The sequence below is a fragment of the Bradyrhizobium sp. CCBAU 53351 genome, assembly GCF_015291745.1.
In the GTDB taxonomy this organism is placed as follows: domain Bacteria; phylum Pseudomonadota; class Alphaproteobacteria; order Rhizobiales; family Xanthobacteraceae; genus Bradyrhizobium.
This window is the reverse complement of the sequence record NZ_CP030059.1, coordinates 108543-133692: the sequence shown is the minus strand read 5'-3', so window position 1 is coordinate 133692 and position 25150 is coordinate 108543. Positions and strand designations below refer to the sequence as shown.

Annotated in this window: 24 protein-coding genes and 1 tRNA gene; 14 read left to right on the top strand and 11 right to left on the bottom strand. The window is 64.3% G+C overall.

Going from position 1 to position 25150, the window contains the following annotated elements; translation table 11 throughout:
• Nucleotides 1-34 precede the first annotated feature (34 nt).
• Nucleotides 35-1306, bottom strand: coding sequence for an MFS transporter (locus XH83_RS00590; RefSeq protein ID WP_194405194.1), 1272 nt, complete (start codon nucleotides 1304-1306; stop codon nucleotides 35-37).
• A gap of 720 nt (nucleotides 1307-2026) precedes the next feature.
• Here XH83_RS00590 and XH83_RS00585 point away from each other — a divergent pair.
• The 10 genes from XH83_RS00585 (at nucleotide 2027) to XH83_RS00540 (ending at nucleotide 12000) form a co-directional block, all read left to right on the top strand.
• Nucleotides 2027-3286, top strand: coding sequence for a hypothetical protein (locus XH83_RS00585; RefSeq protein WP_246776389.1), 1260 nt, complete (start codon nucleotides 2027-2029; stop codon nucleotides 3284-3286).
• Between the two features lie 34 nt (nucleotides 3287-3320).
• Entirely contained in the window at nucleotides 3321-3866 is a 546-nt protein-coding gene (locus XH83_RS00580) for a hypothetical protein (RefSeq protein WP_246776388.1), read from the top strand.
• Nucleotides 3867-4039: 173 nt separating this feature from the next.
• Nucleotides 4040-4654 (top strand): ribonuclease D, encoded by a 615-nt coding sequence (locus XH83_RS00575; protein ID WP_194405193.1) that lies wholly within the window; start codon nucleotides 4040-4042, stop codon nucleotides 4652-4654.
• Nucleotides 4655-4836: 182 nt separating this feature from the next.
• Nucleotides 4837-5565: an LPS export ABC transporter periplasmic protein LptC gene (lptC, locus tag XH83_RS00570; RefSeq protein ID WP_194405192.1), complete on the top strand. Its 729-nt coding sequence runs from the start codon at nucleotides 4837-4839 to the stop codon at nucleotides 5563-5565.
• A complete protein-coding gene (locus tag XH83_RS00565) occupies nucleotides 5562-6290 on the top strand; it encodes an LptA/OstA family protein (RefSeq protein WP_371746233.1) in 729 nt (242 codons plus the stop codon). Before lptC ends, XH83_RS00565 begins: the two co-directional genes overlap by 4 nt.
• Nucleotides 6291-6526: 236 nt before the next feature.
• Complete coding sequence (lptB, locus tag XH83_RS00560) at nucleotides 6527-7543, top strand: LPS export ABC transporter ATP-binding protein (RefSeq protein ID WP_194405190.1); 1017 nt, start codon at nucleotides 6527-6529, stop codon at nucleotides 7541-7543.
• A 91-nt stretch (nucleotides 7544-7634) separates the two neighbouring features.
• Complete coding sequence (gene rpoN, locus XH83_RS00555) at nucleotides 7635-9257, top strand: RNA polymerase factor sigma-54 (protein WP_194405189.1); 1623 nt, start codon at nucleotides 7635-7637, stop codon at nucleotides 9255-9257.
• A 198-nt stretch (nucleotides 9258-9455) separates the two neighbouring features.
• Nucleotides 9456-10073 (top strand): ribosome hibernation-promoting factor, HPF/YfiA family, encoded by a 618-nt coding sequence (gene hpf / locus XH83_RS00550; protein ID WP_194405188.1) that lies wholly within the window; start codon nucleotides 9456-9458, stop codon nucleotides 10071-10073.
• Nucleotides 10074-10299: 226 nt separating this feature from the next.
• A complete protein-coding gene (gene ptsN, locus XH83_RS00545; protein ID WP_008141251.1) occupies nucleotides 10300-10761 on the top strand; it encodes a PTS IIA-like nitrogen regulatory protein PtsN in 462 nt (153 codons plus the stop codon).
• A 63-nt stretch (nucleotides 10762-10824) separates the two neighbouring features.
• Entirely contained in the window at nucleotides 10825-12000 is a 1176-nt protein-coding gene (locus XH83_RS00540; RefSeq protein WP_246776387.1) for a tetratricopeptide repeat protein, read from the top strand.
• 350 nt (nucleotides 12001-12350) lie between these two features.
• On the opposite strand, the gene XH83_RS00535 is transcribed toward XH83_RS00540, so the two are convergent.
• The 8 genes from XH83_RS00535 to XH83_RS00500 form a co-directional block, all read right to left on the bottom strand.
• Nucleotides 12351-12623 carry a DUF1150 domain-containing protein gene (locus XH83_RS00535; protein WP_011083553.1) on the bottom strand — a complete coding sequence of 91 codons (273 nt, stop codon included), beginning with the start codon at nucleotides 12621-12623 and terminating at the stop codon, nucleotides 12351-12353.
• 50 nt (nucleotides 12624-12673) lie between these two features.
• Complete coding sequence (locus XH83_RS00530) at nucleotides 12674-13099, bottom strand: Hsp20 family protein (RefSeq protein WP_028139463.1); 426 nt, start codon at nucleotides 13097-13099, stop codon at nucleotides 12674-12676.
• A gap of 332 nt (nucleotides 13100-13431) precedes the next feature.
• Nucleotides 13432-14520, bottom strand: a complete 1089-nt coding sequence (locus XH83_RS00525; protein ID WP_194405187.1) for a sn-glycerol-3-phosphate import ATP-binding protein UgpC — start codon at nucleotides 14518-14520, stop codon at nucleotides 13432-13434.
• Nucleotides 14521-14533: 13 nt separating this feature from the next.
• Nucleotides 14534-15382, bottom strand: coding sequence for a sn-glycerol-3-phosphate ABC transporter permease UgpE (ugpE, locus tag XH83_RS00520; RefSeq protein WP_194405186.1), 849 nt, complete (start codon nucleotides 15380-15382; stop codon nucleotides 14534-14536).
• Nucleotides 15382-16263 (bottom strand): sn-glycerol-3-phosphate ABC transporter permease UgpA, encoded by an 882-nt coding sequence (ugpA, locus tag XH83_RS00515; protein WP_194405185.1) that lies wholly within the window; start codon nucleotides 16261-16263, stop codon nucleotides 15382-15384. The genes ugpE and ugpA overlap by 1 nt, the downstream gene beginning before the upstream one ends.
• A gap of 50 nt (nucleotides 16264-16313) precedes the next feature.
• Nucleotides 16314-17630 carry a sn-glycerol-3-phosphate ABC transporter substrate-binding protein UgpB gene (gene ugpB, locus XH83_RS00510; protein ID WP_194405184.1) on the bottom strand — a complete coding sequence of 439 codons (1317 nt, stop codon included), beginning with the start codon at nucleotides 17628-17630 and terminating at the stop codon, nucleotides 16314-16316.
• Between the two features lie 218 nt (nucleotides 17631-17848).
• Nucleotides 17849-19054 carry a CaiB/BaiF CoA-transferase family protein gene (locus tag XH83_RS00505; protein WP_246776386.1) on the bottom strand — a complete coding sequence of 402 codons (1206 nt, stop codon included), beginning with the start codon at nucleotides 19052-19054 and terminating at the stop codon, nucleotides 17849-17851.
• A 177-nt stretch (nucleotides 19055-19231) separates the two neighbouring features.
• Nucleotides 19232-19657: an organic hydroperoxide resistance protein gene (locus XH83_RS00500; RefSeq protein ID WP_061023501.1), complete on the bottom strand. Its 426-nt coding sequence runs from the start codon at nucleotides 19655-19657 to the stop codon at nucleotides 19232-19234.
• Nucleotides 19658-19812: 155 nt separating this feature from the next.
• On the opposite strand from XH83_RS00500, the gene XH83_RS00495 reads away from it, so the two are divergent.
• The gene (locus XH83_RS00495) at nucleotides 19813-20274 is read left to right on the top strand and encodes a MarR family winged helix-turn-helix transcriptional regulator (protein WP_194405183.1); all 462 of its coding nucleotides are present in this window, start codon (nucleotides 19813-19815) and stop codon (nucleotides 20272-20274) included.
• A 42-nt stretch (nucleotides 20275-20316) separates the two neighbouring features.
• Here the strand turns inward: XH83_RS00495 and XH83_RS00490 are convergent.
• Both XH83_RS00490 and XH83_RS00485 read right to left on the bottom strand, forming a co-directional pair.
• Nucleotides 20317-20392, bottom strand: a tRNA-Ala gene (locus XH83_RS00490).
• A gap of 95 nt (nucleotides 20393-20487) precedes the next feature.
• The gene (locus XH83_RS00485) at nucleotides 20488-20895 is read right to left on the bottom strand and encodes a TIGR02300 family protein (protein ID WP_028133602.1); all 408 of its coding nucleotides are present in this window, start codon (nucleotides 20893-20895) and stop codon (nucleotides 20488-20490) included.
• Between the two features lie 160 nt (nucleotides 20896-21055).
• On the opposite strand from XH83_RS00485, the gene aroA reads away from it, so the two are divergent.
• From aroA to rpsA, 3 genes are all read left to right on the top strand, one after another.
• A complete protein-coding gene (gene aroA / locus XH83_RS00480) occupies nucleotides 21056-22393 on the top strand; it encodes a 3-phosphoshikimate 1-carboxyvinyltransferase (protein WP_194405182.1) in 1338 nt (445 codons plus the stop codon).
• Nucleotides 22390-23028 carry a (d)CMP kinase gene (cmk, locus tag XH83_RS00475; RefSeq protein ID WP_194405181.1) on the top strand — a complete coding sequence of 213 codons (639 nt, stop codon included), beginning with the start codon at nucleotides 22390-22392 and terminating at the stop codon, nucleotides 23026-23028. Before aroA ends, cmk begins: the two co-directional genes overlap by 4 nt.
• A 267-nt stretch (nucleotides 23029-23295) precedes the next feature.
• Complete coding sequence (rpsA, locus tag XH83_RS00470; protein ID WP_194405180.1) at nucleotides 23296-25002, top strand: 30S ribosomal protein S1; 1707 nt, start codon at nucleotides 23296-23298, stop codon at nucleotides 25000-25002.
• The last annotated feature ends 148 nt before the right edge of the window (nucleotides 25003-25150 follow it).

Sequence of the window (25150 nt, the reverse complement as noted above, 5' to 3'; positions counted from 1 at the left end):
TGCTGCATCAAATCGCCAACCGGGCAATCCCCCCTCACACCACCCGCTTCCCCGTCCGCTCGGCCACCGCCTTCTGCACGAAATACATCATCACCAGCGTGATGATCGTCGTGGCGACGACGACGTAGCCGATCCGGTCGAAATGGAGCAGCGCCCCGTCGGGCGCCTGCACGATAATCGCACCGGCGAGCACCGAGCCGAGGCCGCCGGAGAGCTGCTGCAGCGAGGCGCTGACCGCGCTGAACGAGCCGCGCTGGGTCGGATCGGGGATCGCCGACATCAGCGCCTGCGACGGGATCATGCGCGAGAAGATGCCGATGAACATCAGCACGTTGACGACGATCGCGGTCACCAGCGAGACGTGGCCGAGATGGGTGTAGATCAGCACCATGATCACGGTCATCACGCAGCCGAACACGAAGGTCGGGTATTTGCCGAACGCGTCGCTGGCTCGGCCGACCAGCGGCCCCGTGACGATGCTGAACAGGCCGGAGACGAGATAGATCGTCGGCAGATGCGTGATGTCGATGCCGAGATTGTGCACGGTGAAGGCGCTGGAGAACGGCATCAGCATGTAGCCGCCGGTCGCCAGCAGCGTCGTGACCGCGAAGGCCAGCGTGTAGCGCGGCTGCGCGAGCGTCGCGATCAGATGGTGGAACGGGTTTTTGTCCTGCCTCAGCTTCAGATGCGCATCGACCGGCTCCATGGCGAAGGCGATGATGGCGATCGCGGCAATCGACACCACGACGATCGCGATGAAGCAGACATGCCAGCTCCAGTGATTGGCGAGAAACAGCCCGGCGGGAATGCCGAGCACCTGGCTCGCCGCGAACGCCGTCTGGATAATCCCCATCACGCGGCCGCGCATCCGCAGCGGGAACAGGTCGGTGATGATGGCGAGCACCACCGAGCCGATCACGCCACCGAACAATCCGGTCACGATCCGGCCCATGAGCAACACGTGGTAGTTCGGCGCCGCCGCGCAGAGCGCGGTGCCGAGCGTGAAGCCGACATAGAAGAACAGCAGCAGGCGCTTGCGGTCGAAGCGATCGGCAAAGCCGGCGGCCAGCACGCCCGAAATGCCCGCGCTGAACGCGTAGGCCGACACCGCGACGCCGAATTGGGTGGCCGTGATGTCGAGCGCGGGCATCAGGATGGCGCCGAGCGGCGACATGATGATGAAGTCGAGGATGATGGTGAACTGCGTGAACGCGAGCAGCGCGATGAGAAGCGCCTGGTAGCGCGAAAAGCCGCGCGGCTGCTCCGATGGGGCGTCGATAGGCGCAGCGAGCGTCTGTTCGGTCATGGGTCTCGATTTCGTCGGGGGCGGTGAGGGAAACTGGCAGATGGGGTGGGCCCGCACGATTTTCACGGGCCGCTTAGCTCTCGTTGCTGCCGGGAACCTGAACTCGCGCCGGGTTGTGGGATCCGGGCAACAGCCTCCCGTCGGACGAGCCGTCCGCTTCTTTGCGAAAAGAGTGCGCGGATTGAGAAGCAGTGCACCGCGCGCACCCCATGAATATGGGGGGACGGAATGCCGCGCGGTCCGTCGCGCATCCGCGTCTTCCCAAAGCCATGGACTGCATGCTTTGAGTATCGCATATGGCGCAAGCGTCAATCGCGTTGACGTGGTGGCGGCCTTCGGCTGGAAGTGACGGCGGTCTTGGTTCTTCGTGCGCCACTTGCCGGTCGCAAGGTCGGAAGACGGGGTGGGGGGACCAACATGATGATCTCATCGCGAGCGCGAATCAGCGCTTGTCTCGCAACGGTGCTGATCGCCGTCGTCGTGGCCTGCGCCGGCGCGCCGCGAGCCCGGGCCCAGTTCATCTGCGTGGATGGGGCCTTATCCGATCAAGGCGCCAGTGCGGCCGGCTCAGCGGGCAATTTTGCCTGCGGGCCCTCCGCCTCCGCTCCGGGTGCGGGCAGCAACAACTCCGCGATCGGGAGCGGCGCTTACGCTGACGGAAATGCCAGCAGCAATATTGCCGTCGGTTCCGCCAACGCCAGCGGCCACAGCAGCTCCAATATGGCGACCGGAAACAATGCCAACGCCAGCGGCAACAACAGCTTCAACAGCGCGACCGGAGCGGGAGCCATCGCCAGCGGTGACACCAGCAAAAACATCGCGTCCGGTAACAACGCGCAGGCCAGCGGCGACAACAGCAACAATATCGCGACCGGCGCCGGAGCCAACGCCGGTGGCAACAACAGCGGCAATCTTGCGTCCGGGCTGACAGCCCTCGCCAACGGAGACAACAGCAGGAACGTTGCGACAGGGCGCAGTTCCAATGCCTCCGGCAACAACAGCAGAAATGTTGCGACCGGGTTTGTCGCCAGGGCTTACGGCGACAACAGCTTCAACACCGCGACGGGGACCAACGCCAACGCCTACGGCAACGGCAGCGCTAACATCGCGACCGGCCCCAACTCCAACGCGACCGGCGACAACAGCTTCAATATCGCGACCGGCGTGAATACCAACGCGAGCGGGTCCGGAAGCAATAACGTCGCCACCGGCAACGCCGCCAACGCATTTGGCGCCAACAGCTCCAACGCGGCGGCCGGCTATCTGGCGAATGCCAGCGGCGCCAATTCGGCGAATATCGCGAACGGCACGCAATCCAATGCCAGTGGGACCGGCAGCTTCAACATTGCGGTCGGCAACGGCGCCAATGCGAGCGGAAACGGTGTCGCGAACACCGCGGTCGGTAACGGCGCCAATGCCACCGGCGCGAATTCGTCGGCCTACGGCAATGGCGCATCAGCAACTTTCGGGAATTCCACCGCGATCGGCAATGGCGCCACCGCGACGCGCGCGAACCAGCAGGTTTACGGGACGGCGAGCAATACCTACACGATGACAGGCGTCACCTCGGCCGCGAGCACGGCCGCGCAGTCAGGGCCCGTGCAGCTCGTCACCACTGACGCTGCCGGCAATCTCGCATCCACCTCGCTCAGCGCGCTCGGGTTTGCGAGCCCCGCGGATATCGCAGGCATCAACAGCCAGCTCGCAGGCATCAATGCCCGGCTCAACGACCTCGACGGCAGGACCGGCAAGGCGGTCAACGGTGTCGCGATGGCCTTCGCGATGTCCGGCTCGCCCTGGCTGATGCCGTCCGAGAAGATCGCGATGAGCATGAACTGGGGCACGTTTCAGAACACCAATGCGCTCTCCATGAGTGCGGCGCTGCGTGTCAGCGAGCACGTGCAGGCCAGCGGCGGGCTGACCTATGGCACGAACGGCGGCGGCTTGGGCGGCCGCGTCGGCATGCGTGTCGGCTGGTGAAGGCAGCAGGCCACTTCATGCAAGGGGCCGTGCCATGCGATTGATCGTGCGAGCCGTGATTGCACTGGCGTTGCTGCTGTCCTGCGGCAGCGGGGCGATGGCGCAGCAGAAGACGCCCGAGCCGGCCCCGGCGCAGCCGTCGCTGCCCGTCACGCTGGAGAAGGCGCTCTATCTGATCCGCTCGACGCTGCTCACGCTCAATGATGCCAACCGCACCGGCAATTACACGGTGCTGCGCGACCTCGCGGCGCCCGACTTCCAGGCGCGCAACACCGCCGCAGATCTCGGATTGAATTTTCTCGACCTGCGGCGCCGCAATTTCGATCTCTATGCTGCGGCATTGCTGGCGCCGCAATTCAGCGAAGCGCCCGCGCTCGATCAGCGCGGGATGCTGCGCCTCGCAGGTTACATTCCGACCCGGCCGCAGCAGATCCAGTTCGATCTGACGTTTCAGATCGTTGCGGGGCAATGGCGCCTGTTCGCGATCGCGATCGCGACGCCGGAAGCTGCACCGGCACAGCCGCATGCCCAGGTGACGCCTGCCAAGCCCGCCGTGCCTGCGCAGAAGAAGGCGCCCTGAGGGGGTTGCGCGGGCGCGGCCGCATCACGGTCGCGGCGATGATCTGCATCATGCTGCCGGCGATCTGACCGAACCGCGTGCTTGCGCGGCCCGCCGGCAATGGCTACATCGCGGGCAATCCGAATTAGCTATTGTGCCGACGCAACCGATTCGACCCGAGGTTTTGAAACGCCATGACCGTACGCCTGCATCGCGGTGACCTGCCCGACCTCACGCGCTACACCACAGCGGTGGCGATCGACACCGAGACCATGGGGCTCAACCCGCACCGCGACCGGCTCTGCGTGGTGCAGCTCTCGCCCGGCGACGGCAGCGCCGACGTGGTGCAGATCCCGAAGGGGCACACCGACGCGCCGAACCTGAAGGCCCTGCTGGCCAATCCCGCCATCACGAAGATCTTCCACTTCGCGCGGTTCGACGTCGCGGTGCTGTACCAGACCTTCGGCGTCATGACCGGGCCGATTTATTGCACCAAGATTGCCTCGCGCCTGACCCGTACCTACACCGACCGCCACGGCCTGAAAGACCTCGTGCGCGAGGTGCTCAATGTCGATCTCTCCAAGCAGCAGCAGTCCAGCGATTGGGGTTCCGACAGCCTGACCGAGCCGCAGCTCGCCTACGCCGCCTCGGACGTGCTGCATCTGCATGGCTTGCGCGAACGACTCGATGCCATGCTGGTCCGGGAAGGCCGCACGGCGCTCGCCAAGGCCTGTTTCGACTTCCTGCCGACCCGTGCCCTGCTCGACCTCCAGGGCTGGGCGGAGGAGGACATTTTCGCGCATTCCTGAGCCCCGGGTCCCCGGTTAGACCCTGGACCGCGCCCCGTTTCGGACACTTTCGCGCGGTCTGTCCAGGCCACGCCAAGCCTGCAACGCCAGCCAGCGACGTCCACGGCTGCATATTGGCGCGGTGAGGGGTACAATAGGACGACCCTCGATCCGGCTTGGCGAGCGACACCTCAGGAGCTCAGGTGAATTCGGCCCATAATCCCACCTACGACGCCGCGCTTGCGGCGAAGTTTGCCAGCGCGGCGCGCCACAGCCGCCTGGTGCGGATTCTCAGGGTTTGGGTCCCCGCGACGGTGGTCGTGGCCATGGCCGTGATCATCTACATCGCGTTCTTCAACAAATTCCGGATTCCCGAGCTGCCGCTCACCGTCGAGAACATGGTGGTGTCGGGCACCAAGATCACGATGGAATCGCCGCATCTGTCCGGCTTCACACCGGATCAGCGGCCCTATGAGCTCTGGGCCAAGACCGCGACGCAGGACATCACCGATCCTGATCACGTCGATCTCAACGACCTCCGTGCGAAAGTGCTGATGGAGGATCAATCCACCCTGTTCCTCGATGCCCGCACCGGCCGCTTCGACAACAAGCAGCAGCAGCTCGATCTGCACAAGGACATCTTCCTGCGCACCTCCACCGGCTACGAGGCGCGGCTGAACTCCGCCTTCGTCGACATGAACAAGGGCACGGTCTCCTCGGACGAGCGTGTCGACGTCAAGCTGACCAACGGCACGCTGACCGCGGATCGCCTGCGAATTACGGAAGGCGGCGACGTCATCCGTTTCGAAGGCAATGTGGTCATGCATCTGGACAAGCTGGATGACCCCGCCGCCGCACAGCCTGCGCCACCCGAGCCCGCGCCGCCGGCAAAGACACGTCCTCCTCAGAACAAGTCTGCCAACTCAAGATGATTTTCATGACCAAGATCTTTTCGCGCAGCGACGACCAGCGGCGCGCCATCGTCAGCGCGGCTGCACTTGCCGTCGGCATTGTTCTGGTCGCCACAGGTGCGGCCATCGCGCAGAACACCATGCAGGGCGTGCCCAACGCGATGCAGGGCTTCTCGCAGAACCGCGATCAGCCGATTCAGATCGAGGCCGCTTCGCTCGAGATGCGCGACAAGAAGAAGGAGGCGACCTTCGCCGGCAATGTGAAGGTCATCCAGGGCGACACCACCATGACCTCGAAGACGCTGGTGGTGTTTTACGAATCGGGCGGCGACAAGCCGGCCACGCCGCCGCAGCCCGCGAAGGGCGCGAAGTCGACGGCGCCGATGCAGTCGGCGCAGCCAGGCCCTGGCGGCAGTTCCTCGATCAAGCGACTGGAGGCGCACGGCAATGTCGTCGTCACCCAGAAAGACCAGGTGGTGACGGGCGAGACCGCCATATTCGACACCAAGACCAATCTCATCACCATGTTCGGCGGCGGCGCTGGGCAGGTGGTCATGACGCAGTGCAAGAACGTGATGCGTGGCGATCGGCTGAAGGTCGACATGACGACCGGCGTGTCGCGGGTGGAATCTGATAGCGGGAGGGTTCAGGTCTTGCTGCCCCAGGGCGCCGGCAATGATTGCGGTTCGGGCAAGGGCGGCGGAGCAGCGCCTCTGCAATTGCCTGGTGCAAGTAAACCGAAATAAATTCAAAGACTTGGTTCGGATGCAACCGAACCGAGGTTGAAGCTTGGCGGGCGAGACTGTATCTAGCGCCCAGGGCTTTCGAAGCGGGGTCGGCCGCTTTTCGGGCGTGTTTCACTGGGCATGAGACATCCCTTCACTCATGCTGCATCGGCGAATCGAAAGCCCGATGCGGCAGATCGCGCAAATTCGCGCGGGATCGTCGCGCAGGATCGTCGCGAAAGGCTTAGAAGGCGGGGATGGTCGATCTCTTCAGCATGTTCCGTCGGCGCCCCGCCAAGCGCGGCCGGCCAGGATTTGCGCGCCAGGACATCACCGCGCTCGGTGACAGTGTCGGCGGGCTCGTGGCCAGCCCGATCCGCGATGCGCCGCCGCTCGCCCGCGACCCGGCGCGTGCGCCCGATCAGTTCCAGGCTGACTATCAGGACGGCTACGAAGCCGATTATCGAGCCGAGCCCCGCCCGCAGGCGGTTCACCCGGTCAGGGCTGCCGGCAGGTCCAATGGCGCGACCGCGCCTCAGCTCCTGAAGCGGCCGGGTTTCCTGGCTGTGCATAGCGTGGAAAAGGCCTTCGGCAGCCGCCAGGTGGTTCGCGGCGTCAGCATCTATGTGCGCCGCGGCGAAGCCGTCGGCCTGCTCGGTCCGAACGGCGCCGGCAAGACCACAGTGTTCTACATGATCACGGGCCTGATCAAGGCCGATCGCGGCGCGATCGAGCTGGACGGCCACGACGTCACGAAACTGCCGATGTATCAGCGCGCGCGGCTCGGCATCGGCTATCTGCCGCAGGAAGCCTCGATCTTCCGCGGCCTCACCGTCGAGCAGAACATCCGCGCCGTGCTCGAAGTGGTCGAGCCCTCGCGCAAGAAGCGCGAGCAGCAGCTCGACTCGCTGCTCGACGAATTCAACATCACGCGGCTGCGCAAATCGCCGTCGATCGCGCTGTCCGGCGGCGAGCGCCGCCGCGTCGAGATTGCGCGCGCGCTGGCGACGCGGCCGAACTACATGCTGCTCGACGAGCCGTTCGCCGGCATCGACCCGATCGCGGTCGGCGACATCCAGGACCTCGTCCGCCATCTCACCAATCGCGGCATCGGCGTGCTCATCACAGACCACAATGTGCGCGAGACGCTCGGCCTCACCGATCGCGCCTACATCGTCTATGCCGGGGAAATCCTGACCGAGGGGAGCCCGGATGAGATCGTGGCCGATCCGGACGTGCGCCGCCTTTACCTTGGCGAGGAATTCCGCCTCTAGCCCGTTTTTGCGTTTCGTCAAGACGTGTACATCGGGCCCGGACTAGGATAAGCAAAAATCGGACCAACTTTTTGGGATCGGTTCTAGCTTCATGGCGCTCACGCAGAGATTAGAGTTCCGGCAGTCGCAGTCGCTGGTCATGACGCCGCAGCTGATGCAGGCGATCAAGCTGCTGCAATTGTCCAATCTCGATCTCACGACCTTCGTGGAAGAGGAACTCGAGCGTAACCCCCTGCTGGAACGGGCCAGTGACGAGGCCCCCGCGGGTGAGACCCCCACGGATGCGGGCCAGTTCAGCGACAGCGACGATTTCGGCGGCGGCAACGCCGATGAGCCCGGCGGCGGTCCCGGCGAGGCGTTCGAGCCGGGCCAGGAAGAATGGATGAGCAAGGATCTCGGCACCCGCGCCGAGATCGAGCAGACCCTGGACACGGGCCTGGACAACGTCTTCTCCGAGGAGCCGGCCGAGGCCGCGGCACGCAACGCCCAGGACGCCGCGCCGACCACCTACACCGAATGGGGCGGCGGCGCCTCCGGTGACGAAGACTACAATCTCGAAGCTTTCGTCGCCGCCGAGATGACACTCGGCGACCACCTCGCCGAGCAGCTCTCGGTGGCTTTCACCGCGCCCGCGCAGCGCATGATCGGCCAGTACCTGATCGACCTCGTCGACGAGGCCGGCTATCTGCCGCCCGATCTCGGCCAGGCCGCGGAGCGCCTCGGCGCATCGCAAGCCGACGTCGAGGGCGTCCTTGCCGTGCTGCAAAAGTTCGATCCGCCCGGCGTCTGTGCGCGCAATTTGAGCGAATGCCTGGCGATCCAGCTCCGCGAGCTCGACCGCTACGACCCCGCGATGCAGGCCCTGGTCGAGCATCTCGATCTCCTCGCCAAACGCGACATCGCCGCCTTACGCAAGCTCTGCGGCGTCGACGACGAGGACATCGCCGACATGATCGGCGAGATCCGCCGCCTCAATCCCAAGCCCGGCATGAAGTTCGGTTCGGCGCGCCTGCAGACCATGGTGCCCGACGTCTATGTCCGCCCGGGTCCCGACGGAGGCTGGCATGTCGAGCTCAACAGCGACACCTTGCCGCGCGTGCTGGTCAACCAGACCTACTATTCGCAGCTCTCGAAGAAGATCGGCAAGGACGGCGACAAGTCCTATTTCACCGACGCGCTGCAGAACGCGACCTGGCTGGTGCGCGCGCTCGACCAGCGCGCCCGCACCATCCTGAAAGTCGCAACCGAGATCGTGCGCCAGCAGGACGGCTTCTTCACCCATGGCGTGGCGCATCTGCGGCCGCTCAATCTGAAGGCCGTCGCCGACGCCATCCAGATGCACGAATCCACGGTGTCCCGCGTCACCGCCAATAAATACATGGCCACCAACCGCGGCACGTTCGAGCTGAAATATTTCTTCACGGCCTCGATCGCCTCGGCCGACGGCGGCGAGGCGCATTCCGCCGAAGCGGTGCGCCATCACATCAAGCAGCTGATCGATTCGGAGGAGCCGAGCGCGATCCTGTCGGACGACACCATCGTGGAACGCTTGCGCGCTTCGGGCATTGATATTGCCCGCCGCACGGTCGCGAAGTACCGCGAAGCCATGCGCATTCCTTCCTCGGTGCAACGCCGCCGCGACAAGCAGAGCGCCCTTGGTAACGTCCTCTCCACCGCCTTGTCCGATCGCTCGCGCAATCCCGAACCGGCCTGATTGCACTGGCGCGAAATCGCGCTACTCTCGGCTCCCCTTTGCAACCCATCCAAGCACGCGCATGATTCGAAAAAGTGCACAGCGGTCTCCTCTCGCGACCAACGCGGAACGGGTTCGTGGGGAGATCATGCGCAGGGAACGACTTCAGCTGCGGTGACGCGTCGTCGCGGCTGATGAGCAAATCAAGCGAGGCATCCCATGACTCTTCGGATTTCGGGCAAGAGCATCAGCGTCGGCGAGGCCCTGCGCGGCCGCGTCGCCGACCGCACCGACGAGGTGCTGCGCAAATATTTCGACGGCAATTATTCCGGCCACATCACGCTCAGCAAGGACGGCTTCGGCTTCCGCACCGATTGCGCCCTGCACCTCGATTCGGGGATCACGCTCGAGGCCGATTCGAACGCGCCGGATGCCTATGCCAGCGCCGACCAGGCGCTGCTGATGATCGAGAAGCGGCTGCGCCGCTACAAGAACCGGCTCAAGGACCGCTCCGCCCGCAAGGCCCATGTCGCCTCCGAGGCCATGGCTGCGCTCGACGCGACAGCCTACGTGCTGGAGGCGCCCGGCGAGGGCGAAGAGGACGTCACCGGCTACAGCCCCGTGATCATCGCCGAGCAGACCACCTCGTTGAAGCAGCTCTCGGTCAGCGAGGCGGTCATGGAACTCGACCTCAGCGGAGCCCCGTGCCTGGTCTTCCAGCATGGCTCTTCGGGCCGGGTGAACATCATTTACCGCCGGGCGGATGGCAATGTCGGCTGGATCGATCCGCCGGGGGCCAAGGTGGACGACAAGGTCGATGGCAAGGCGGGCGGTTAGGCGGGGCGGGCTCCGTACGATCCCGGCCCTTAACAATGACCGTGGCAAAGCCGCACGCGGGAGTTGGCACCGGGATTGCGTTGGAGTAGAAGCCCCCCACATCTGGACTTGGCAGGACTTTGGGCTAAGTCCCCTTCCTGCTTCACGTTATTGACGCTGGCTCGGCTTGGTCTATCAAGCTGGCCAATTCGGAACCTGACGGTTTAATTCACCTCGGAAAGCCTCCATGCCGATTACCGATCTGGTCGCACCCGAGGCGATTCTCCCGGCATTGAAGGTCAACAGCAAGAAGCAGGCCTTGCAGGAGCTCGCGGCCAAGGCCGCCGAGCTGACCGGGCAGAACGAGCGCTCGGTGTTCGAGGTGCTGCTGCAGCGTGAGAAGCTCGGCACCACCGCGGTCGGCTATGGCGTCGCCATCCCGCACGGCAAGCTGCCCAAGCTCGAAAAGATCTTTGGCCTGTTCGCGCGGCTCGACCGCCCGATCGATTTCGAGGCCATGGACGGCCAGCCGGTCGATCTGGTCTTCCTGCTGCTCGCCCCCGAAGGCGCCGGCGCCGATCACCTCAAGGCCCTCGCCCGCATCGCCCGCCTCCTGCGCGACCAGGACATCGCCAAGAAGCTCCGCGCCTCGCGCGATGCGCAGGCGATCTATTCGGTGCTGGCCCTGCCGCCGGCGACCGCGGCGTAAGTCTTCCGGTTCGAACCCGAGCCGCGCCGGCTGCGACCTAATGTCGAGGCCGGGCGCCATGACATGTCTCCGTCAGCTCTGATCGTTGTGCGTCCCGGCGCCGATTTGGCGCGGGAATTTTCAGAGATGATGTGCGGTTCGATCGGCCGGGTTTTTGGTCTGCTTTGCTCCGTGTCCGTGATCACCACGGCCGCAGCGCATGCTGACGAGGCCTCCAACGACCGCGTCATCGCGGAGAAGTCCGAGATCATCGCGGCCGACCCGACGAACGCGGTCGCCTACGAACTGCGTGGCGAAGCCTACTACCTCAAGCACGACTGGAATCGCGCTTTCGAGGATTGCAGTGCCGCGATCCGGATCGATCCGAATTTCGGCCGGGCCTATAATTGCCGCGGCCGCGCTTATTCCGCCAAAGGCGATCGCGATCACGCCATGGCCGACTACAACGAAGCCATTCGTCTCGATCCCGGCTATGGGCCATCCTACACCTCGCGTGCCCAGGAATATTTCAACAAGCGCGACTTCGAGGGCGCGATCGTCGGCTTCACCGAGGCGATCGAACGCAATCCCAAGCAGGTCTATTTTGCCACCGTCATGAGAGGTGAAGCCTACGCCGCGAAGGGCGACACCGACCGCGCCGTCGCCGATTACAACGAGGCGATGCGGCGTAACCCCGCCGCCGCTTGGCCCTACGAGCTGCGCAGCACGATCCATGTCGGGAACGGCGAAATCGACGCGGCGCTCGACGATTGCAACAGCGCCGTTCGCCTCGAGCCGGGCAAAGCCGGCGGCCATTATTGCCGGGCGGTCATCCTCCTGAAAAAGGACGATGCCGACGGGGCCATCCGGGAGTTTGACGAGGTCACGCGGATGACCCCGGCTTTCGCGAGAGCCCATCTCGCTCGTGCCCTCGCCTGGCACAGGAAGGGTGACGACAAGCGCGCCCTCGCCGATTGCGACGAAGCGGTTCGATTGGAGCCGGCAAATTCGGCGGCCTACAATAACCGTGCCGCCTTGCTTCGCGACATGGGAGAGCACACGCGTGCGCTCGCCGACTACAACGACGCAGTCCGGCTCGATCCGAAGAACCAGGTCGCGCTGGCCAATCGCGGCCTCCTCTACATGATGATGTCGGATCCAAAGCACGCGCGCGCCGATTTCAACAACGTGCTCGCGCTGCCGCCGAACGACAAATGGGCGGTCGACACCGCGCGCGAAGGGCTTGGCTTTCTGAAGTGAATGAGAGTGGCGCGTGTCCCGGACAGCAGCAACGCTTAAGCGTTGCTGCGCAGAGCCGGGACCCAGCGCCTCACGGATTGCGGTCAGCCGCATGGGCCCCGGCTCTGCAGCGCACCGTCGAAGGGACGCTGCGCTGCGTCCGGGGCACGAGAGCTGAGCGTGCGATAGCCTTATACGCCGTCATTGCGAGCGCAGAAGCAATCCAGAGTCTTTCCGCGGAGGGATTCTGAATTGCTTCGCTGCGCTCGCAATGACAAAGCCGAGACGTCATCACACAAATGAAAACGGGCACGCCTTCCTGCGAAGGCATGCCCGCTCAAAATCCTAATCTTCGTGCGACGCTCGCGCGCTCAGTGCACGCTCACCGCTTGCAGCTCGTTGCTCCAGGCGTTGGCGACCGCGGCTTCGCGGCTGTCGGTCAGCATGATCGGCGTGCCGTCGGCGGCGTGGAGCGCGAAGAGCTTGAGGCCCGGCGCGATTTTCGGCGCTTCGGGAAACAGGCCCGGCACGTCTTCCGAGCGGATCTGCTTCACATAGGCGATATGGCCTTCGCCGAGGGTTGCCAGCGTCTCGGGCGAGACGTTCTTGGCTTCGTATTCGAACGCAACGTGACCTTCACTCATGGTCTCGACTCCTCTGGAACACTAAGCGGTCGAGTCCGCTACTCGTTCCATTATTCGTGCTCATTGATAGCGATTGTCTTAACGATCCTCTCCGGTTCAGGCCGGGCCAGATCGATCGACAACAGCCCGTTCTTCAGATCCGCACCCAGCACCAGCATCCCCTCCGCCAGCACGAAGGTGCGCTGGAAGTGGCGCGCGGCGATGCCGCGATGGATGTATTGCCGGGTCTTGTCGTCCTGCTGGCGCCCGCGGATCACGAGCTGGTTTTCCTCAATGGTTACATCGAGTTGGTCGCGGGTGAATCCGGCGACCGCCAGCGTGATGCGTAACCGCTCGGGCTGACCGTCCGCGCCGCCGCACCTCTCGATATTGTAGGGAGGGTAGCCGTCGGCGCCTTTGACGACGCGATCGAGCACGCGCTCAATCTCGTCGAAGCCCAGAAGGAACGGACTGGATAACGTGGGAACACGAGACATAGTTTACAAAGTCCTCGCGGAAGCGACTTTGGTGTGTCGGGGCCCATAGAGGCGCCCCTTGAGACGCAATATGGGCACGTTCCCGTGTTGGTTCAAGCAGGTAGCCGGGATGCTGGATGCTGTGGATGGGGGCATGTCGGCCGCCCGTCCATTCTGCTGTCACCCATGTGTCAGCCATGTCTCCGAACGCCTCTCAGTGATGTCGTACGGGCTGAGCCGACAAGCCCGGGCGTGATGGCTTTCCGTCGCGGTTTTTTCCCAACGAAAACAAAGCCCCCTCTACTGTGCATGGGGTTGTTTTCGTAATTTTGGTTTGGGAGGCCTCGGAACCCTCAGGCCTCGAGCCGCGTCCGGCCGTCGCCGCTGAACAAATGCAGCTTGCTGCGCACCGCAGCGACTCGGATTTTCGCGCCGATGGCGGGGGCATCGGTTCCGGGAATGCGGACGATGATCTCGCCGGGCGGCAGCTCTCCGGGCGTGGCGGCGAGGTGCTGCTCTTCCTGCTCGCGCGAGCCATAGACGAAAGTTTCTGCGCCGACGCGCTCGATCGCTTCCACGGTCAGCGGCAAGGCGACGCCGCCCGCCGGGGTCTGGTCGGTGATGACGAAGTCTTCCGGTCGGATGCCGAGAATGCCGGCATCGGCAGCACTGCTGCCGGCGAGCTGCGCGCGGATTTCCTCGGGCCGCGTCGACATCAGATTCATCGGCGGCGCGCCGATGAAGGAGGCGACGAAGGTGGTCGCCGGCTTCTCGTAGATCGCCAGGGGATTGCCGACCTGCTCGACCTGGCCGCCATTCATCACGACGAGAATGTCGGCGAGCGTCATCGCCTCCAGCTGGTCGTGGGTGACGTAGATCGACGTCGTGTTGAGCCGGCGCTGCAATTTGCGGATCTCGACACGCATCGCGATGCGCAGTTTTGCGTCGAGATTCGACAGCGGCTCGTCGAACAGGAATACCTTCGGCTGGCGCACGATGGCGCGGCCCATGGCGACGCGCTGACGCTGGCCACCGGAGAGCTGGCGCGGCTTGCGCTCCAGCATCGGCGACAGCTCGAGCACGCGCGCGGCTTCCTCGACGCGGGTCTTGATCTCGGCCTCCGCCATGCCGCGGTTGCGCAGGCCGTAGGCCATGTTGTTGTAGACGCTCATATGCGGATAGAGCGCGTAGTTCTGGAACACCATCGCGATGTCGCGATCGGCGGGCTCGACCTGGTTGACGACCTTGCCGCCGATGTCGATCTCGCCGCCGGTGACGGTCTCCAGGCCTGCGACCATGCGCAGCAAGGTCGACTTGCCGCAGCCGCTTGGTCCGACCAGCACGCAGAACTGTCCGTCGCCGACATCGACGTTGACGCCCTTGATGGCCTCGAAGCCGCCGGGATAGGTCTTGCGGACGTTGCGCAGGGTGACGTTAGCCATGAAAACTCGCTTCTTACTTTTCCGTCTCGACCAGCCCGCGCACGAACAATTTTTGCATCACGACGACGACGAACACCGGCGGCAGCATGGCCAGCACGGCGGTCGCCATCACGATCGGCCATTCGGTCAGCGCGTCGGTGGTGGTGATCATCTTGCGGATGCCGACCTGGATGGTCTGCATGTCGTCGCGGGTGGTGATGAGCAGCGGCCAGAGATATTGATTCCAGCCGAGGATGAACAGGATCACGAACAGCGCCGCCATGTTGGTGCGCGACAGCGGCAGCAGCGTATCCCAGAAGAAGCGCAAAGGGCCGGCGCCGTCGATGCGCGAGGCCTCCAGGAGTTCGTCCGGCACGGTCATGAAGAACTGGCGGAACAGCAGCGTCGCCGTGGCCGAGGCGATCAGCGGCAGCGCGAGGCCCGCATAGCTGTCGAGCATGTGCAGGTCGGCGACGATCTTGTAGGTCGGATAGATGCGCACCTCGACCGGCAGCATCAGGGTGATGAAGATCAGCCAGAAGATCGGCATGCGGAGCGGAAAGCGGAAATACACGATCGCATAGGCCGAGATGATCGAGATCGCGATCTTGCCGACCGCAATCATCAGCGCCATCACCAGCGAGTTCAGCATCATGTGGCCGACCGGCTCGCGGGTCGAGCCGCTCGTGCCGACGAAGATGGTCTGGTAGTAGGTCTCGAAGAAATGACCGCCGGGCAGCAGCGACATCTGCCCGTTCGCGATCAGCGCGTTCTCCTGCGTCGAGGCGATGATCGCGATGTAGACCGGGAACGCGACGATCGCGATCCCGATCCAGAGGATGACGTGGGCGACATAGCGCCGAAAGCCCTCTTCCTCGACCATCAGTACGTCACCTTGCGTTCGACGAAGCGGAACTGGATGCCGGTGAGCACGATGACCATGATCATCAGGACCACCGATTGCGCCGCGGAGCTGCCGAGATTGCCGCCGAGCAGGCCGTCGGAATAGACCTTGTAGACCAGCGTTTCCGTCGACTTGCCGGGGCCGCCGCGGGTCATGGTGTCGATGATGCCGAAGGTGTCGAAGAAGGCGTAGACGATGTTGACGACCAAGAGGAAGAAGATGGTCGGCGACAGCAGCGGGAAGGTCACGGTCCAGAACCTTCGCATCGGGCGGGCACCGTCGATCGCGGCGGCTTCGAGCACGCTGCGCGGGATGCTCTGCAGGCCGGCGAGGAAGAACAGGAAATTGTAGGAGATCTGCTTCCAGGCGGCGGCGAGGATGATCAGCGTTGCGGCCTGGTCGCCGTCGAGCAGCGGATTCCAGTCGATGCCCAGGGCGCGCAGATAACGCGCGATCACGCCGAGCGAGGGATGCAGCATGAAGATCCAGAGCACGCCGACGACCGGCGGCGCCACGGCATAGGGCCAGATCAGCAGCGTGCGATAGAGCATCGAGCCGCGCAGCGGCTTGTCGGCCATGACCGCGAGCAGCAGCGCGAACGACAGCGACGAGACCGCGATGGCGAACGAGAAGAAGAAGGTGCGGAGGATCGATTCGAAATAGGCGGAATCCCCGAACAGCTCGACGTAATTTTCGAACCAGACGAAGGTGGTCGACAGGCCGAAGGCGTCCTGCTGCAGGAAGGACTGGATCACGGCCTGCAGGGCCGGCCAGTAGAAGAAAATCAGGACGATCGCGAGCTGCGGCGCAACGAGCGCATACGGCAACAGCTTTGATTGGAAAATGGCTTGCTTTTGCATGATGTCCGCAGGAGTGGCAGGCCGGGTTGCCCGGCCTGCCATCCGTGACCTTACTTGACGGCGGTCTTTTCGAACTGACGCAGCATGGTGTTGCCGCGCTCGACGGCCGCGTCCAGCGCCTGCTTGGCGGTCTTCTTGCCGGCGAGCGCCTGCTCGATCTCTTCCGCCCAGACGTCACGCAGCTGAACCATGTTGCCGAGGCGAAGGCCGCGGGAGTTCTCGGTCGGCTCCTTGTTGGTCAGCTCGAGCAGCGGGGTCTCGAGATAGGGCTGGTCCTTGTAGAACCCTTCCGCCTTGGCCTTCTCGTAAGCCGCCTTGGTGATCGGCAGGTAGCCCGAGGCCTTGTGAATATAGACCTGGCGATCGGTGTCCGAGAGGAACGTCAGGAATTTTGCAACGCCCTTGTACTCCTCGGCCGGCTTGCCGCCCATGACCCAGAGCGAAGCGCCGCCGATGATGGAGTTCTGCGGCGCGCCCTTCGCGTCGGGGTAATAGGGCATCGGCACCGCGGTGAAGGCGAACTTGGCCTGCGCCTTGACGTTGCCGAAGAATGCCGACGAGGTCAGATAGAGCGGACATTCGCCCGAGGTGAAGCGGCCCTCGCCGGTGTTGGTGCGGCCGGCATAATCGTAGGTCTTGTCCTTCTGCAGCTCGACCAGCTTCTCGAGATGCTTGACCTGGAGCGGACCATTGAACTCGAGCTTGGTGTCGAAGCCGTCGAGGCCGTTGGCCTTGCTCGACAGCGGCACGTTGTGCCAGGCGGAGAGCTGCTCGAGATTGACCCAGGTGACCCAGGAATTGGAGAACCCGCAGGTCGCATGACCGTTGTCATGGAGCTTCTTGGCGGCCTCAAACGTTTCGGGCCAGGTCTTTGGGATCGCGACATTGGCCTTCTTCAGCTCGTCGAGATTGACCCACATGACGGTCGACGACGAGTTGAAGGGGAACGAGAGCATCTCGCCCTTCGAGGTGGAGTAGTAGCCGGTGATGGCGGGCAGGTAGATCTTGGGATCGAACTTTTCGCCGGCCTCGGCCATCAGCTTGTAGACGGGCTTCACGGCGCCGGTCGCGGCCATCATGGTGGCGGTGCCGACCTCGAACACCTGCATGATGTGCGGCGCGTTGCCGGCGCGGAACGCCGCGATGCCGGCATTCATCGTATCGGCGTAGTTGCCCTTGTAGGTCGGGATCACCTTGTAATCGCTCTGCGACGCGTTGAAGTCGTTGGCGAGCTTGACGATGACGTCGTTGTTGGCGCCGGTCATCGCGTGCCACCACTGGATCTCGGTCACGGCCAATGCCGGCGAGGCGCCGAGACCAACCGTGAGTGCAACAGCAGCAGCCGTGCCAAAATGTCGAAGAGCCATCAAGAAAACCTCCCTTGCCCGTCACTAAAGAAGCGCTTGCGCTAGCAGTGCCATATGACGTTCACATGACTGTGTAAGCGGGAGAAACGAAAGCAGCAAGCGCTGCTAAATGGGAAGTCGTCAAATAGGCGAAGAGGCCACAGCCAGCCTCCTCCGTTCGCGGTGCACTATCGTGCCCGCGCCGCACTGCGGCATCATTCGTTGGACGGAGGTGGCCTCTACCGCTTGCGCTCGGGGCCGCAGACCGTGCCCTTTTCGACCATCGCGTCGATCTCGGCCCTGGAGTAGCCGAACTCGCCCAGCACCTCGGCTGCGTGCTGGCTGAATTTCGGCGGCAGCCGGCGCAGGCTCGGCTTGCTGCGGTCGAGCCGGATCGGGGAGGCGACGCCCTTGTACCAGTCCTTCTCGATGATATCGCCGCGCGCGATCGTGTGCGGATTGGTCAGCGCCTGGTCGATCTTCTGCACGGGCCCTGCGGGCAGGCCCGCGGCGAGCAGGCGATTGCACAGCGGCTCGGCCTCGTGCTGGCTGAACACGGCGGCAAGCTCGGCGCGCAGCGCCTCGCGGTTGGCGATGCGGTCCTTGTTGCGGGCAAAGCGCGGATCGGTGCCGAGCTCGGGCTTGCCGATCTCCTTGGCGAGCTTGCGGAAGGTGCCGTCATTGCCGACGCCGATGAAGATGTTGTCGGTTTTCGTCGGGAAGATCGCGTAAGGCACGAGGTTCGGGTGCTCGTTGCCGGTGAGCGAGGGCGGCTTGCCATGCATGAAATAATTCGCGGTGTGCGGATGCATGATGGCAAGGCCGGTCTCGTACAGCGTGGTCTCGAGGAATTGGCCCTGGCCCGAACGCTGCCGCTCCGACAGCGCCATCAGGATGCCGATCGCCGCATAAAGGCCGGTGGTGATGTCGACCAAGGGCACGCCGATCCGCATCGGCCCGCTCTCGGGCGAGCCGGTCGCGGCGATCATGCCGGTCATGGCCTGGATGATGGCGTCATAGCCGGGATTGCCGCCACGCGGACCGTCGGCGCCGAAGCCGCAGATCCGGCAATGCACGAGACGCGGGAATTTCCTACTGAGGACGTCGTTGCCGATGCCCCATTTCTCCAGCGTGCCCGGCTTGAAATTCTCGATCAGGACGTCGGCTGTCTCCAGCATCTTGAGCAGCACGATGCGGCCGCCCTCGGAGGCGAGGTCGAGGCCGATCGAGCGCTTGTTGCGGTTGATGCCGACGAAATAAGCCGCGTCCTCCTCGTGGAAGGGAGGACCCCATTCGCGCACCTCGTCGCCGGCGGGCGGCTCGACCTTGATCACGTCGGCGCCGTGGTCGGCGAGGATCTGGGTGCAGTAGGGACCGCCGAGCACGCGCGTGAGATCGATGACGCGCAGTCCGCTCATGGCACCTGTGGCGGCTTCAGAACTCATTGCCTTCGCTTCCCCTGTGTCGATCTTTGGTCACAGGCCTAGCGAGGTTTGTTTGCGCCAGCAATGGGCCCTCGCGTAGGGCCATATGCGCCGCCGAGCGTCAGTCCCGCGGCGTGGCAAATCAACGCAAGTGGCCGGCCCGAGGGGGATCTCGGGCCGGCCAATCCGCCGTTCCGATCAGACGACCGTCAGGCGAACGTCGACATTGCCGCGCGTGGCGTTGGAATAGGGGCACACCTGGTGGGCCTTTTCGACCAGTGCTTCGGCCTCCGCGCGGGCGAGGCCCGGCAGCGAGACCGCGAGGTCGATATCGAGGCCGAAGCCGCCCTCGGAGCGCGGGCCGATACCGACGGTCGAGGTGACGGAGGCGTCGGCGGGAACCTTCGGGCCGCCCTGCGAGGCCACGAACTTCATCGCGCCGATGAAGCAGGCGGCATAGCCGGCCGCAAACAGCTGCTCGGGATTGTTGCCGGCGCCGCCGCCGCCGCCGAGCTCCTTCGGCGTGGTGAGCTTGACGTCGAGGGCGCCGTCGAGGGTCGCAGCATGGCCGTCGCGGCCGCCGGTGGCCTTGGCGCTGGTCTTGTAGAGGACGTTCACGGACATTGTCGTCTCCCTGGGGTCTTGGGGTGGGGGTGCGATCTATATCGCAGACAATTAGATTGTGCGCAATTGAAACTTCGCCGTCTCACATTTAATTGTTCGCAATTGAATGTGCCGGCGCGCGGCGCCAGAATGAGACAAGTCCCAAAGAGATTCCCATGCCCCGAAAATCATCGGCAGCGGACGCGCCGCTGCGGCTCGACAACCAGATCTGCTTCGCGGTCTATTCGGCCGCGCATGCCTTCAACCGCGTCTACAAGCCGCTGCTGGACCGGCTCGGCCTGACCTATCCGCAATATCTGGTGATGCTGGTGCTATGGGAGCGCGACGACGTGCCGGTCAAGGACATCGGCGAGCGGCTGTTCCTGGATTCGGGCACCCTGACCCCGCTGCTGAAACGGCTGGAAGCGGCGCATCTCGTGAAGCGCACCCGCTCCAGCGAGGACGAGCGCCAGGTCCTGATCGCGCTGACGGCGCAAGGCCATGCCCTGAAGGAGAAGGCGCGTGCCGTGCCGCAATCGATCCTGGCGGCGTCGGATTGCTCGGTGTCGGAGTTGGTGGCGATGAAGGACGAGATCGTGGCGCTCAGGGATCGGCTGAATGCGGTGATCGGGGAGTAGCGTTTCGCCAGAGCCGGCTTTGCCTTCGAAGCGGGCGAAGGCTGGTGGAGCCAGGCGGGATCGAACCGCCGACCTCTTGCATGCCATGCAAGCGCTCTCCCAGCTGAGCTATGGCCCCTTAGTCCTTAACGGGGTGAAATCTGGTGGATCACCCCAACCGGCGAGTCCTGGCGACTCGCGCGGTGCACCCTTTTTCACAGATCAGGACTGATCTCAAGTCTCTTCATCACCTCCGACATCACCAATGATGTCGGTAACGTCCTCATCGCCCTCTTCTTCATCGGCAATGAAGGTCGAATCATCGTCATCGTCGTCGTCGAGGGTCTCGTCGACCTCGATATCGTCCTCGGATTCGGGCACCACGGCCTTGACCTTGCCGGTGTTCTCCTCGGCGTCGGCCTCCTCGAGCGAGACCTCTTCGACCTCTGCCGGCTCGGGCGCAGCATCCGCTGTCGCCGCGTGCCGGGCTTCGGCGCCACGGGGCATACGCGCCGGCGCCACCGGGGCAATCGGCACGACTTCGCCGGTATAGGGCGAGATCACCGGATTCTTGTTGAGGTCATAGAACTTCTTGCCCGTGGTCGGGCAAATACGTTTGGTTCCGAGTTCGGACTTGGCCACGGCAGGAATCCTGGGAATGTCTGAAAAGCGGTGTTTCACTTGGCTAGTTGGCGGCCCGCTGTCAATAGCGCATTACGGGAGAACGACATGCCCGTGACGGGGCGCGGACCATGTGGTACCTGCGCCGCAGTCCCCTCAGGGCTCATCCAAGGACACAATCTTGACTCATTCCGACCAACCGAGGCCGCTTCAGTCTCGCGCCAGCGGTCCCCTGACCGGGAAAGTACGGGTGCCCGGCGACAAGTCGATCTCCCACCGCGCGCTGATCCTGGGCGCGCTCGCGGTCGGCGAGACCAGGATATCGGGCCTGCTCGAGGGTGAGGACGTCCTCAACACCGCCAAATCCATGCAGGCGCTGGGCGCCAGGGTCGAGCGCACCGGGGATTTTGCCTGGAAGGTCAACGGCGTGGGCGTTGCGGGCTTCGCCACGCCCAAGACCCCTCTGGATTTCGGCAACTCCGGCACCGGTTGCCGGCTGGTCATGGGCGCCGTCGCCGGCTGCCCGATCTCGGCGGTTTTCGACGGCGATGCCTCGCTGCGCAGCCGCCCCATGCGCCGGATCCTCGATCCCCTGGAAAAGATGGGCGCGAAGGTCATTTCCGGCGGCGAGGGCGGCCGCCTGCCCCTGACCCTTCAGGGCGCGCGCGATCCGCTGCCGATCACCTACACGACCCCGGTCGCCTCGGCCCAGATCAAGTCGGCGGTGCTGCTGGCCGGCCTTGCCGCACCGGGCACCACGACCGTGATCGAGAGCGAGGCCAGCCGCGACCACACCGAGTTGATGCTCAAGCATTTTGGCGCCGACATCACCTCGGCGCAGGAAGGCCAGCACGGCCGCCGCATCACGCTCAAGGGCCAGCCCGAACTGCATGGTGCCACCGTCGTGGTGCCCGCCGATCCGTCCTCGGCGGCCTTTCCGGTCGTCGCAGCGCTGATCGTCGAGGGCTCGGATGTCGTCCTGTCCGATGTCATGACCAACCCGCTGCGCACCGGTCTTTTCACGACGCTGCGCGAGATGGGCGCTTCGATCGAGGAAAGCGAGGTCCGTCGTGACGCCGGCGAGCCGATGGCGCAATTGCGCGTGCGCGCCTCGAAACTGCGCGGGGTCGAGGTGCCGTCCGAACGCGCGCCATCGATGATCGACGAATATCTGGTGCTGGCCGTGGCGGCGTCCTTCGCCGAAGGCACGACGATCATGCGCGGCCTCCAGGAGCTGCGCGTCAAGGAATCCGACCGGCTGGAGGCCACCGCCGCCATGCTGCGCGTCAACGGCGTGACGGTCACCATTTCCGGCGACGATCTCATCGTCGAGGGACGCGGCCACGTTCCCGGCGGCGGCACCGTCGCCACCCACATGGACCATCGCATCGCGATGTCGGCGCTGGTGATGGGTTGCGCCTCCGATCAGCCCGTGACCGTCGACGACACCGCCTTTATCGCCACGAGTTTCCCGGACTTCATTCCGATGATGCGTTCTTTAGGGGCCGAGTTTTCATGATCATCGCCATCGACGGGCCCGCGGCCTCGGGCAAGGGGACGCTCGGCAAGCGTCTTGCGCACCATTACGGCTATCGTCATCTCGATACCGGCGTGATCTACCGCGCGGTGGCCTATGCCCTGATGCAATCAGGTCATGATCTCCGCGACGAGGCCGCCGCGGTGCAGGCCGCCCTGGAGCTCGATCCCGAAAAGTTCGGCAATCCCGCCCTGAAGACCCAGAAGGCCGGCGAGGGCGCCTCGATCGTCTCGGCGATCCCCAGGGTTCGCGAGGTCCTGGTCAATTTCCAGCGGCAATTCGCCGCCGATCCGCCCGGCGCCGTGCTTGATGGCCGGGACATTGGAACCGTGATCTGCCCCGATGCCGACGTGAAGATCTTCGTCGTCGCCGACCCCAAGGTCCGCGCCCGCCGCCGGACCATGGAAGCCAAGGCCAGGGGCGAGGAGGCCGACGAAGCCGCCGTGCTCGCCGATATCATCCAGCGCGACGAACGCGACAAGAACCGGCCGATTGCGCCTTTAAAGCCCGCCCCGGATGCTTACTTGCTAGATAACTCCCAACTGGATATAGAGAGCGGCGTCCGGGCCGCCATCGACATTATCGAGGCCGTCCGAGCGGGCCGGTCGCGGGGTTAAGCCGCCGCCGTCATTGGAGGAAGTGCCCGCTCCCGCTCTTTGAGGTCGATACGTCAGGTCCCTGTTTCGGGACCGGCGCGATCCAGGCTCCGGACACAAGATTTCCACGTATCGAACGCGCGGGCCTCAGCCGGCCCGCTTCCGCCGTTCCGGTGTCAAGCCGGGGCTGCGAGCGGTCGCTCGAAGGTTCTGCGGACCTTCCGACACTGCGTGTGCGATGCGCCCATGAACCCAACGGCCGGCACGACATCCGCAACTGGAGAACAAATGGCTTCGACTTCTGCTGATACCTATAGCCCGTCGCGCGACGATTTCGCCGCGATGCTCGACGAGTCCTTCGCAGGCGGCAACCTGCAGGAAAGCTCCGTCGTCAAGGGCAAGGTGGTTGCAATTGAAAAGGACATGGCCGTCATCGACGTCGGCCTGAAGACCGAGGGCCGCGTCGCCCTGCGCGAATTTTCCGGCCCCGGCCGTGACAGTGAACTGAAGGTCGGCGACGAGGTTGAAGTGTTCCTCGACCGCATCGAGAACGCCCTCGGCGAAGCCGTGCTGTCGCGCGACAAGGCGCGCCGCGAAGAGAGCTGGGGCAAGCTCGAGAAGGCGTTCCAGAACAACGAAAAGGTCAACGGCGTCATCTTCAACCAGGTCAAGGGCGGCTTCACCGTCGACCTCGACGGTGCCGTGGCCTTCCTGCCGCGCTCGCAGGTCGACATCCGTCCGATCCGCGACGTTGCGCCGCTGATGAACAACTCGCAGCCGTTCCAGATCCTCAAGATGGACCGCCGCCGCGGCAACATCGTGGTGTCCCGCCGCACGGTTCTCGAAGAGACCCGCGCCGAGCAGCGCCAGGAGCTGGTGCAGAACCTCGAAGAGGGTCAGGTCATCGACGGCGTGGTCAAGAACATCACCGATTACGGTGCGTTCGTTGACCTCGGCGGCATCGACGGCCTGCTGCACGTCACCGACATCGCGTGGCGCCGCGTCAACCACCCGACCGAGGTGCTCTCGATCGGCCAGACCGTGAAGGTCAAGATCATCAAGATCAACCACGAGACGCACCGCATCTCGCTGGGCATGAAGCAGCTGCTGGACGATCCGTGGCAGGGCATCGAGGCGAAGTACCCGCTGCAGGCCCGCTTCACTGGCCGCGTCACCAACATCACCGACTACGGTGCGTTCGTCGAGCTCGAGCCGGGCATCGAAGGCCTGATCCACGTCTCCGAGATGTCGTGGACCAAGAAGAACATGCACCCCGGCAAGATCGTTTCGACCTCGCAGGAAGTCGAAGTGCAGGTGCTGGAAGTCGATTCCGTCAAGCGCCGCATCTCGCTCGGCCTCAAGCAGACCATGCGCAATCCGTGGGAGGTCTTCGTCGAAGGTCACCCGACCGGTTCGGTGGTCGAGGGCGAAGTCAAGAACAAGACCGAGTTCGGTCTGTTCCTGGGCCTCGAGGGCGACGTCGACGGCATGGTCCATCTCTCCGACCTCGACTGGAAGCTTCCGGGCGAGCAGGTGATCGACAACTACAAGAAGGGCGACATGGTGAAGGCCGTGGTGCTCGACGTGGACGTCGAGAAGGAGCGCATCTCGCTCGGCATCAAGCAGCTCGAAGGCGACCCCTTCGCCGAGCCGGGCGATGTCAAGAAGGGCGCGGTCGTGACCTGCGAAGTGCTCGAAGTGAAGGAAAGCGGTATCGAGGTGAAGATCACCGGGACCGACTTCTCGACCTTCATCAAGCGCTCCGAGCTTGCCCGTGACCGCAACGATCAGCGCGCCGAACGCTTCGCCGTCGGCGAGAAAGTCGATGCCCGCGTCATCCAGTTCGACAAGAAGGCCCGCAAGGTCCAGGTGTCGATCAAAGCGCTCGAAGTCGCCGAAGAGAAGGAAGCCATCGCGCAGTACGGCTCCTCGGATTCGGGTGCGACGCTCGGCGACATCCTGGGCACCGCGCTCAAGAACCGCGACAGCAAGTAAGCGAAACGCAGCTTTCGCTGACATCGAAGCCCCGGCGCAAGCCGGGGCTTTTTTGTTGGCCTTGTTGCCCGTAGCCCGGATGGAGCAAAGCGTAATCCGGGAAGGTCTTTCGGCGCGGTGACGGCCCCGGATTACGCTTGCGCTCCAT

Coding starts and splice junctions, on each gene's coding strand:
- XH83_RS00590 (WP_194405194.1), bottom strand. CDS start 1,306: ATGACCGAACAGACGCTCGCTGCGCCTATCGACGCCCCATCGGAGCAG.
- XH83_RS00585 (WP_246776389.1), top strand. CDS start 2,027: ATGGCGACCGGAAACAATGCCAACGCCAGCGGCAACAACAGCTTCAAC.
- XH83_RS00580 (WP_246776388.1), top strand. CDS start 3,321: ATGCGATTGATCGTGCGAGCCGTGATTGCACTGGCGTTGCTGCTGTCC.
- XH83_RS00575 (WP_194405193.1), top strand. CDS start 4,040: ATGACCGTACGCCTGCATCGCGGTGACCTGCCCGACCTCACGCGCTAC.
- XH83_RS00565 (WP_371746233.1), top strand. CDS start 5,562: ATGATTTTCATGACCAAGATCTTTTCGCGCAGCGACGACCAGCGGCGC.
- lptB (WP_194405190.1), top strand. CDS start 6,527: ATGGTCGATCTCTTCAGCATGTTCCGTCGGCGCCCCGCCAAGCGCGGC.
- rpoN (WP_194405189.1), top strand. CDS start 7,635: ATGGCGCTCACGCAGAGATTAGAGTTCCGGCAGTCGCAGTCGCTGGTC.
- hpf (WP_194405188.1), top strand. CDS start 9,456: ATGACTCTTCGGATTTCGGGCAAGAGCATCAGCGTCGGCGAGGCCCTG.
- ptsN (WP_008141251.1), top strand. CDS start 10,300: ATGCCGATTACCGATCTGGTCGCACCCGAGGCGATTCTCCCGGCATTG.
- XH83_RS00540 (WP_246776387.1), top strand. CDS start 10,825: ATGTCTCCGTCAGCTCTGATCGTTGTGCGTCCCGGCGCCGATTTGGCG.
- XH83_RS00535 (WP_011083553.1), bottom strand. CDS start 12,623: ATGAGTGAAGGTCACGTTGCGTTCGAATACGAAGCCAAGAACGTCTCG.
- XH83_RS00530 (WP_028139463.1), bottom strand. CDS start 13,099: ATGTCTCGTGTTCCCACGTTATCCAGTCCGTTCCTTCTGGGCTTCGAC.
- XH83_RS00525 (WP_194405187.1), bottom strand. CDS start 14,520: ATGGCTAACGTCACCCTGCGCAACGTCCGCAAGACCTATCCCGGCGGC.
- ugpE (WP_194405186.1), bottom strand. CDS start 15,382: ATGGTCGAGGAAGAGGGCTTTCGGCGCTATGTCGCCCACGTCATCCTC.
- ugpA (WP_194405185.1), bottom strand. CDS start 16,263: ATGCAAAAGCAAGCCATTTTCCAATCAAAGCTGTTGCCGTATGCGCTC.
- ugpB (WP_194405184.1), bottom strand. CDS start 17,630: ATGGCTCTTCGACATTTTGGCACGGCTGCTGCTGTTGCACTCACGGTT.
- XH83_RS00505 (WP_246776386.1), bottom strand. CDS start 19,054: ATGAGTTCTGAAGCCGCCACAGGTGCCATGAGCGGACTGCGCGTCATC.
- XH83_RS00500 (WP_061023501.1), bottom strand. CDS start 19,657: ATGTCCGTGAACGTCCTCTACAAGACCAGCGCCAAGGCCACCGGCGGC.
- XH83_RS00495 (WP_194405183.1), top strand. CDS start 19,813: ATGCCCCGAAAATCATCGGCAGCGGACGCGCCGCTGCGGCTCGACAAC.
- cmk (WP_194405181.1), top strand. CDS start 22,390: ATGATCATCGCCATCGACGGGCCCGCGGCCTCGGGCAAGGGGACGCTC.
- rpsA (WP_194405180.1), top strand. CDS start 23,296: ATGGCTTCGACTTCTGCTGATACCTATAGCCCGTCGCGCGACGATTTC.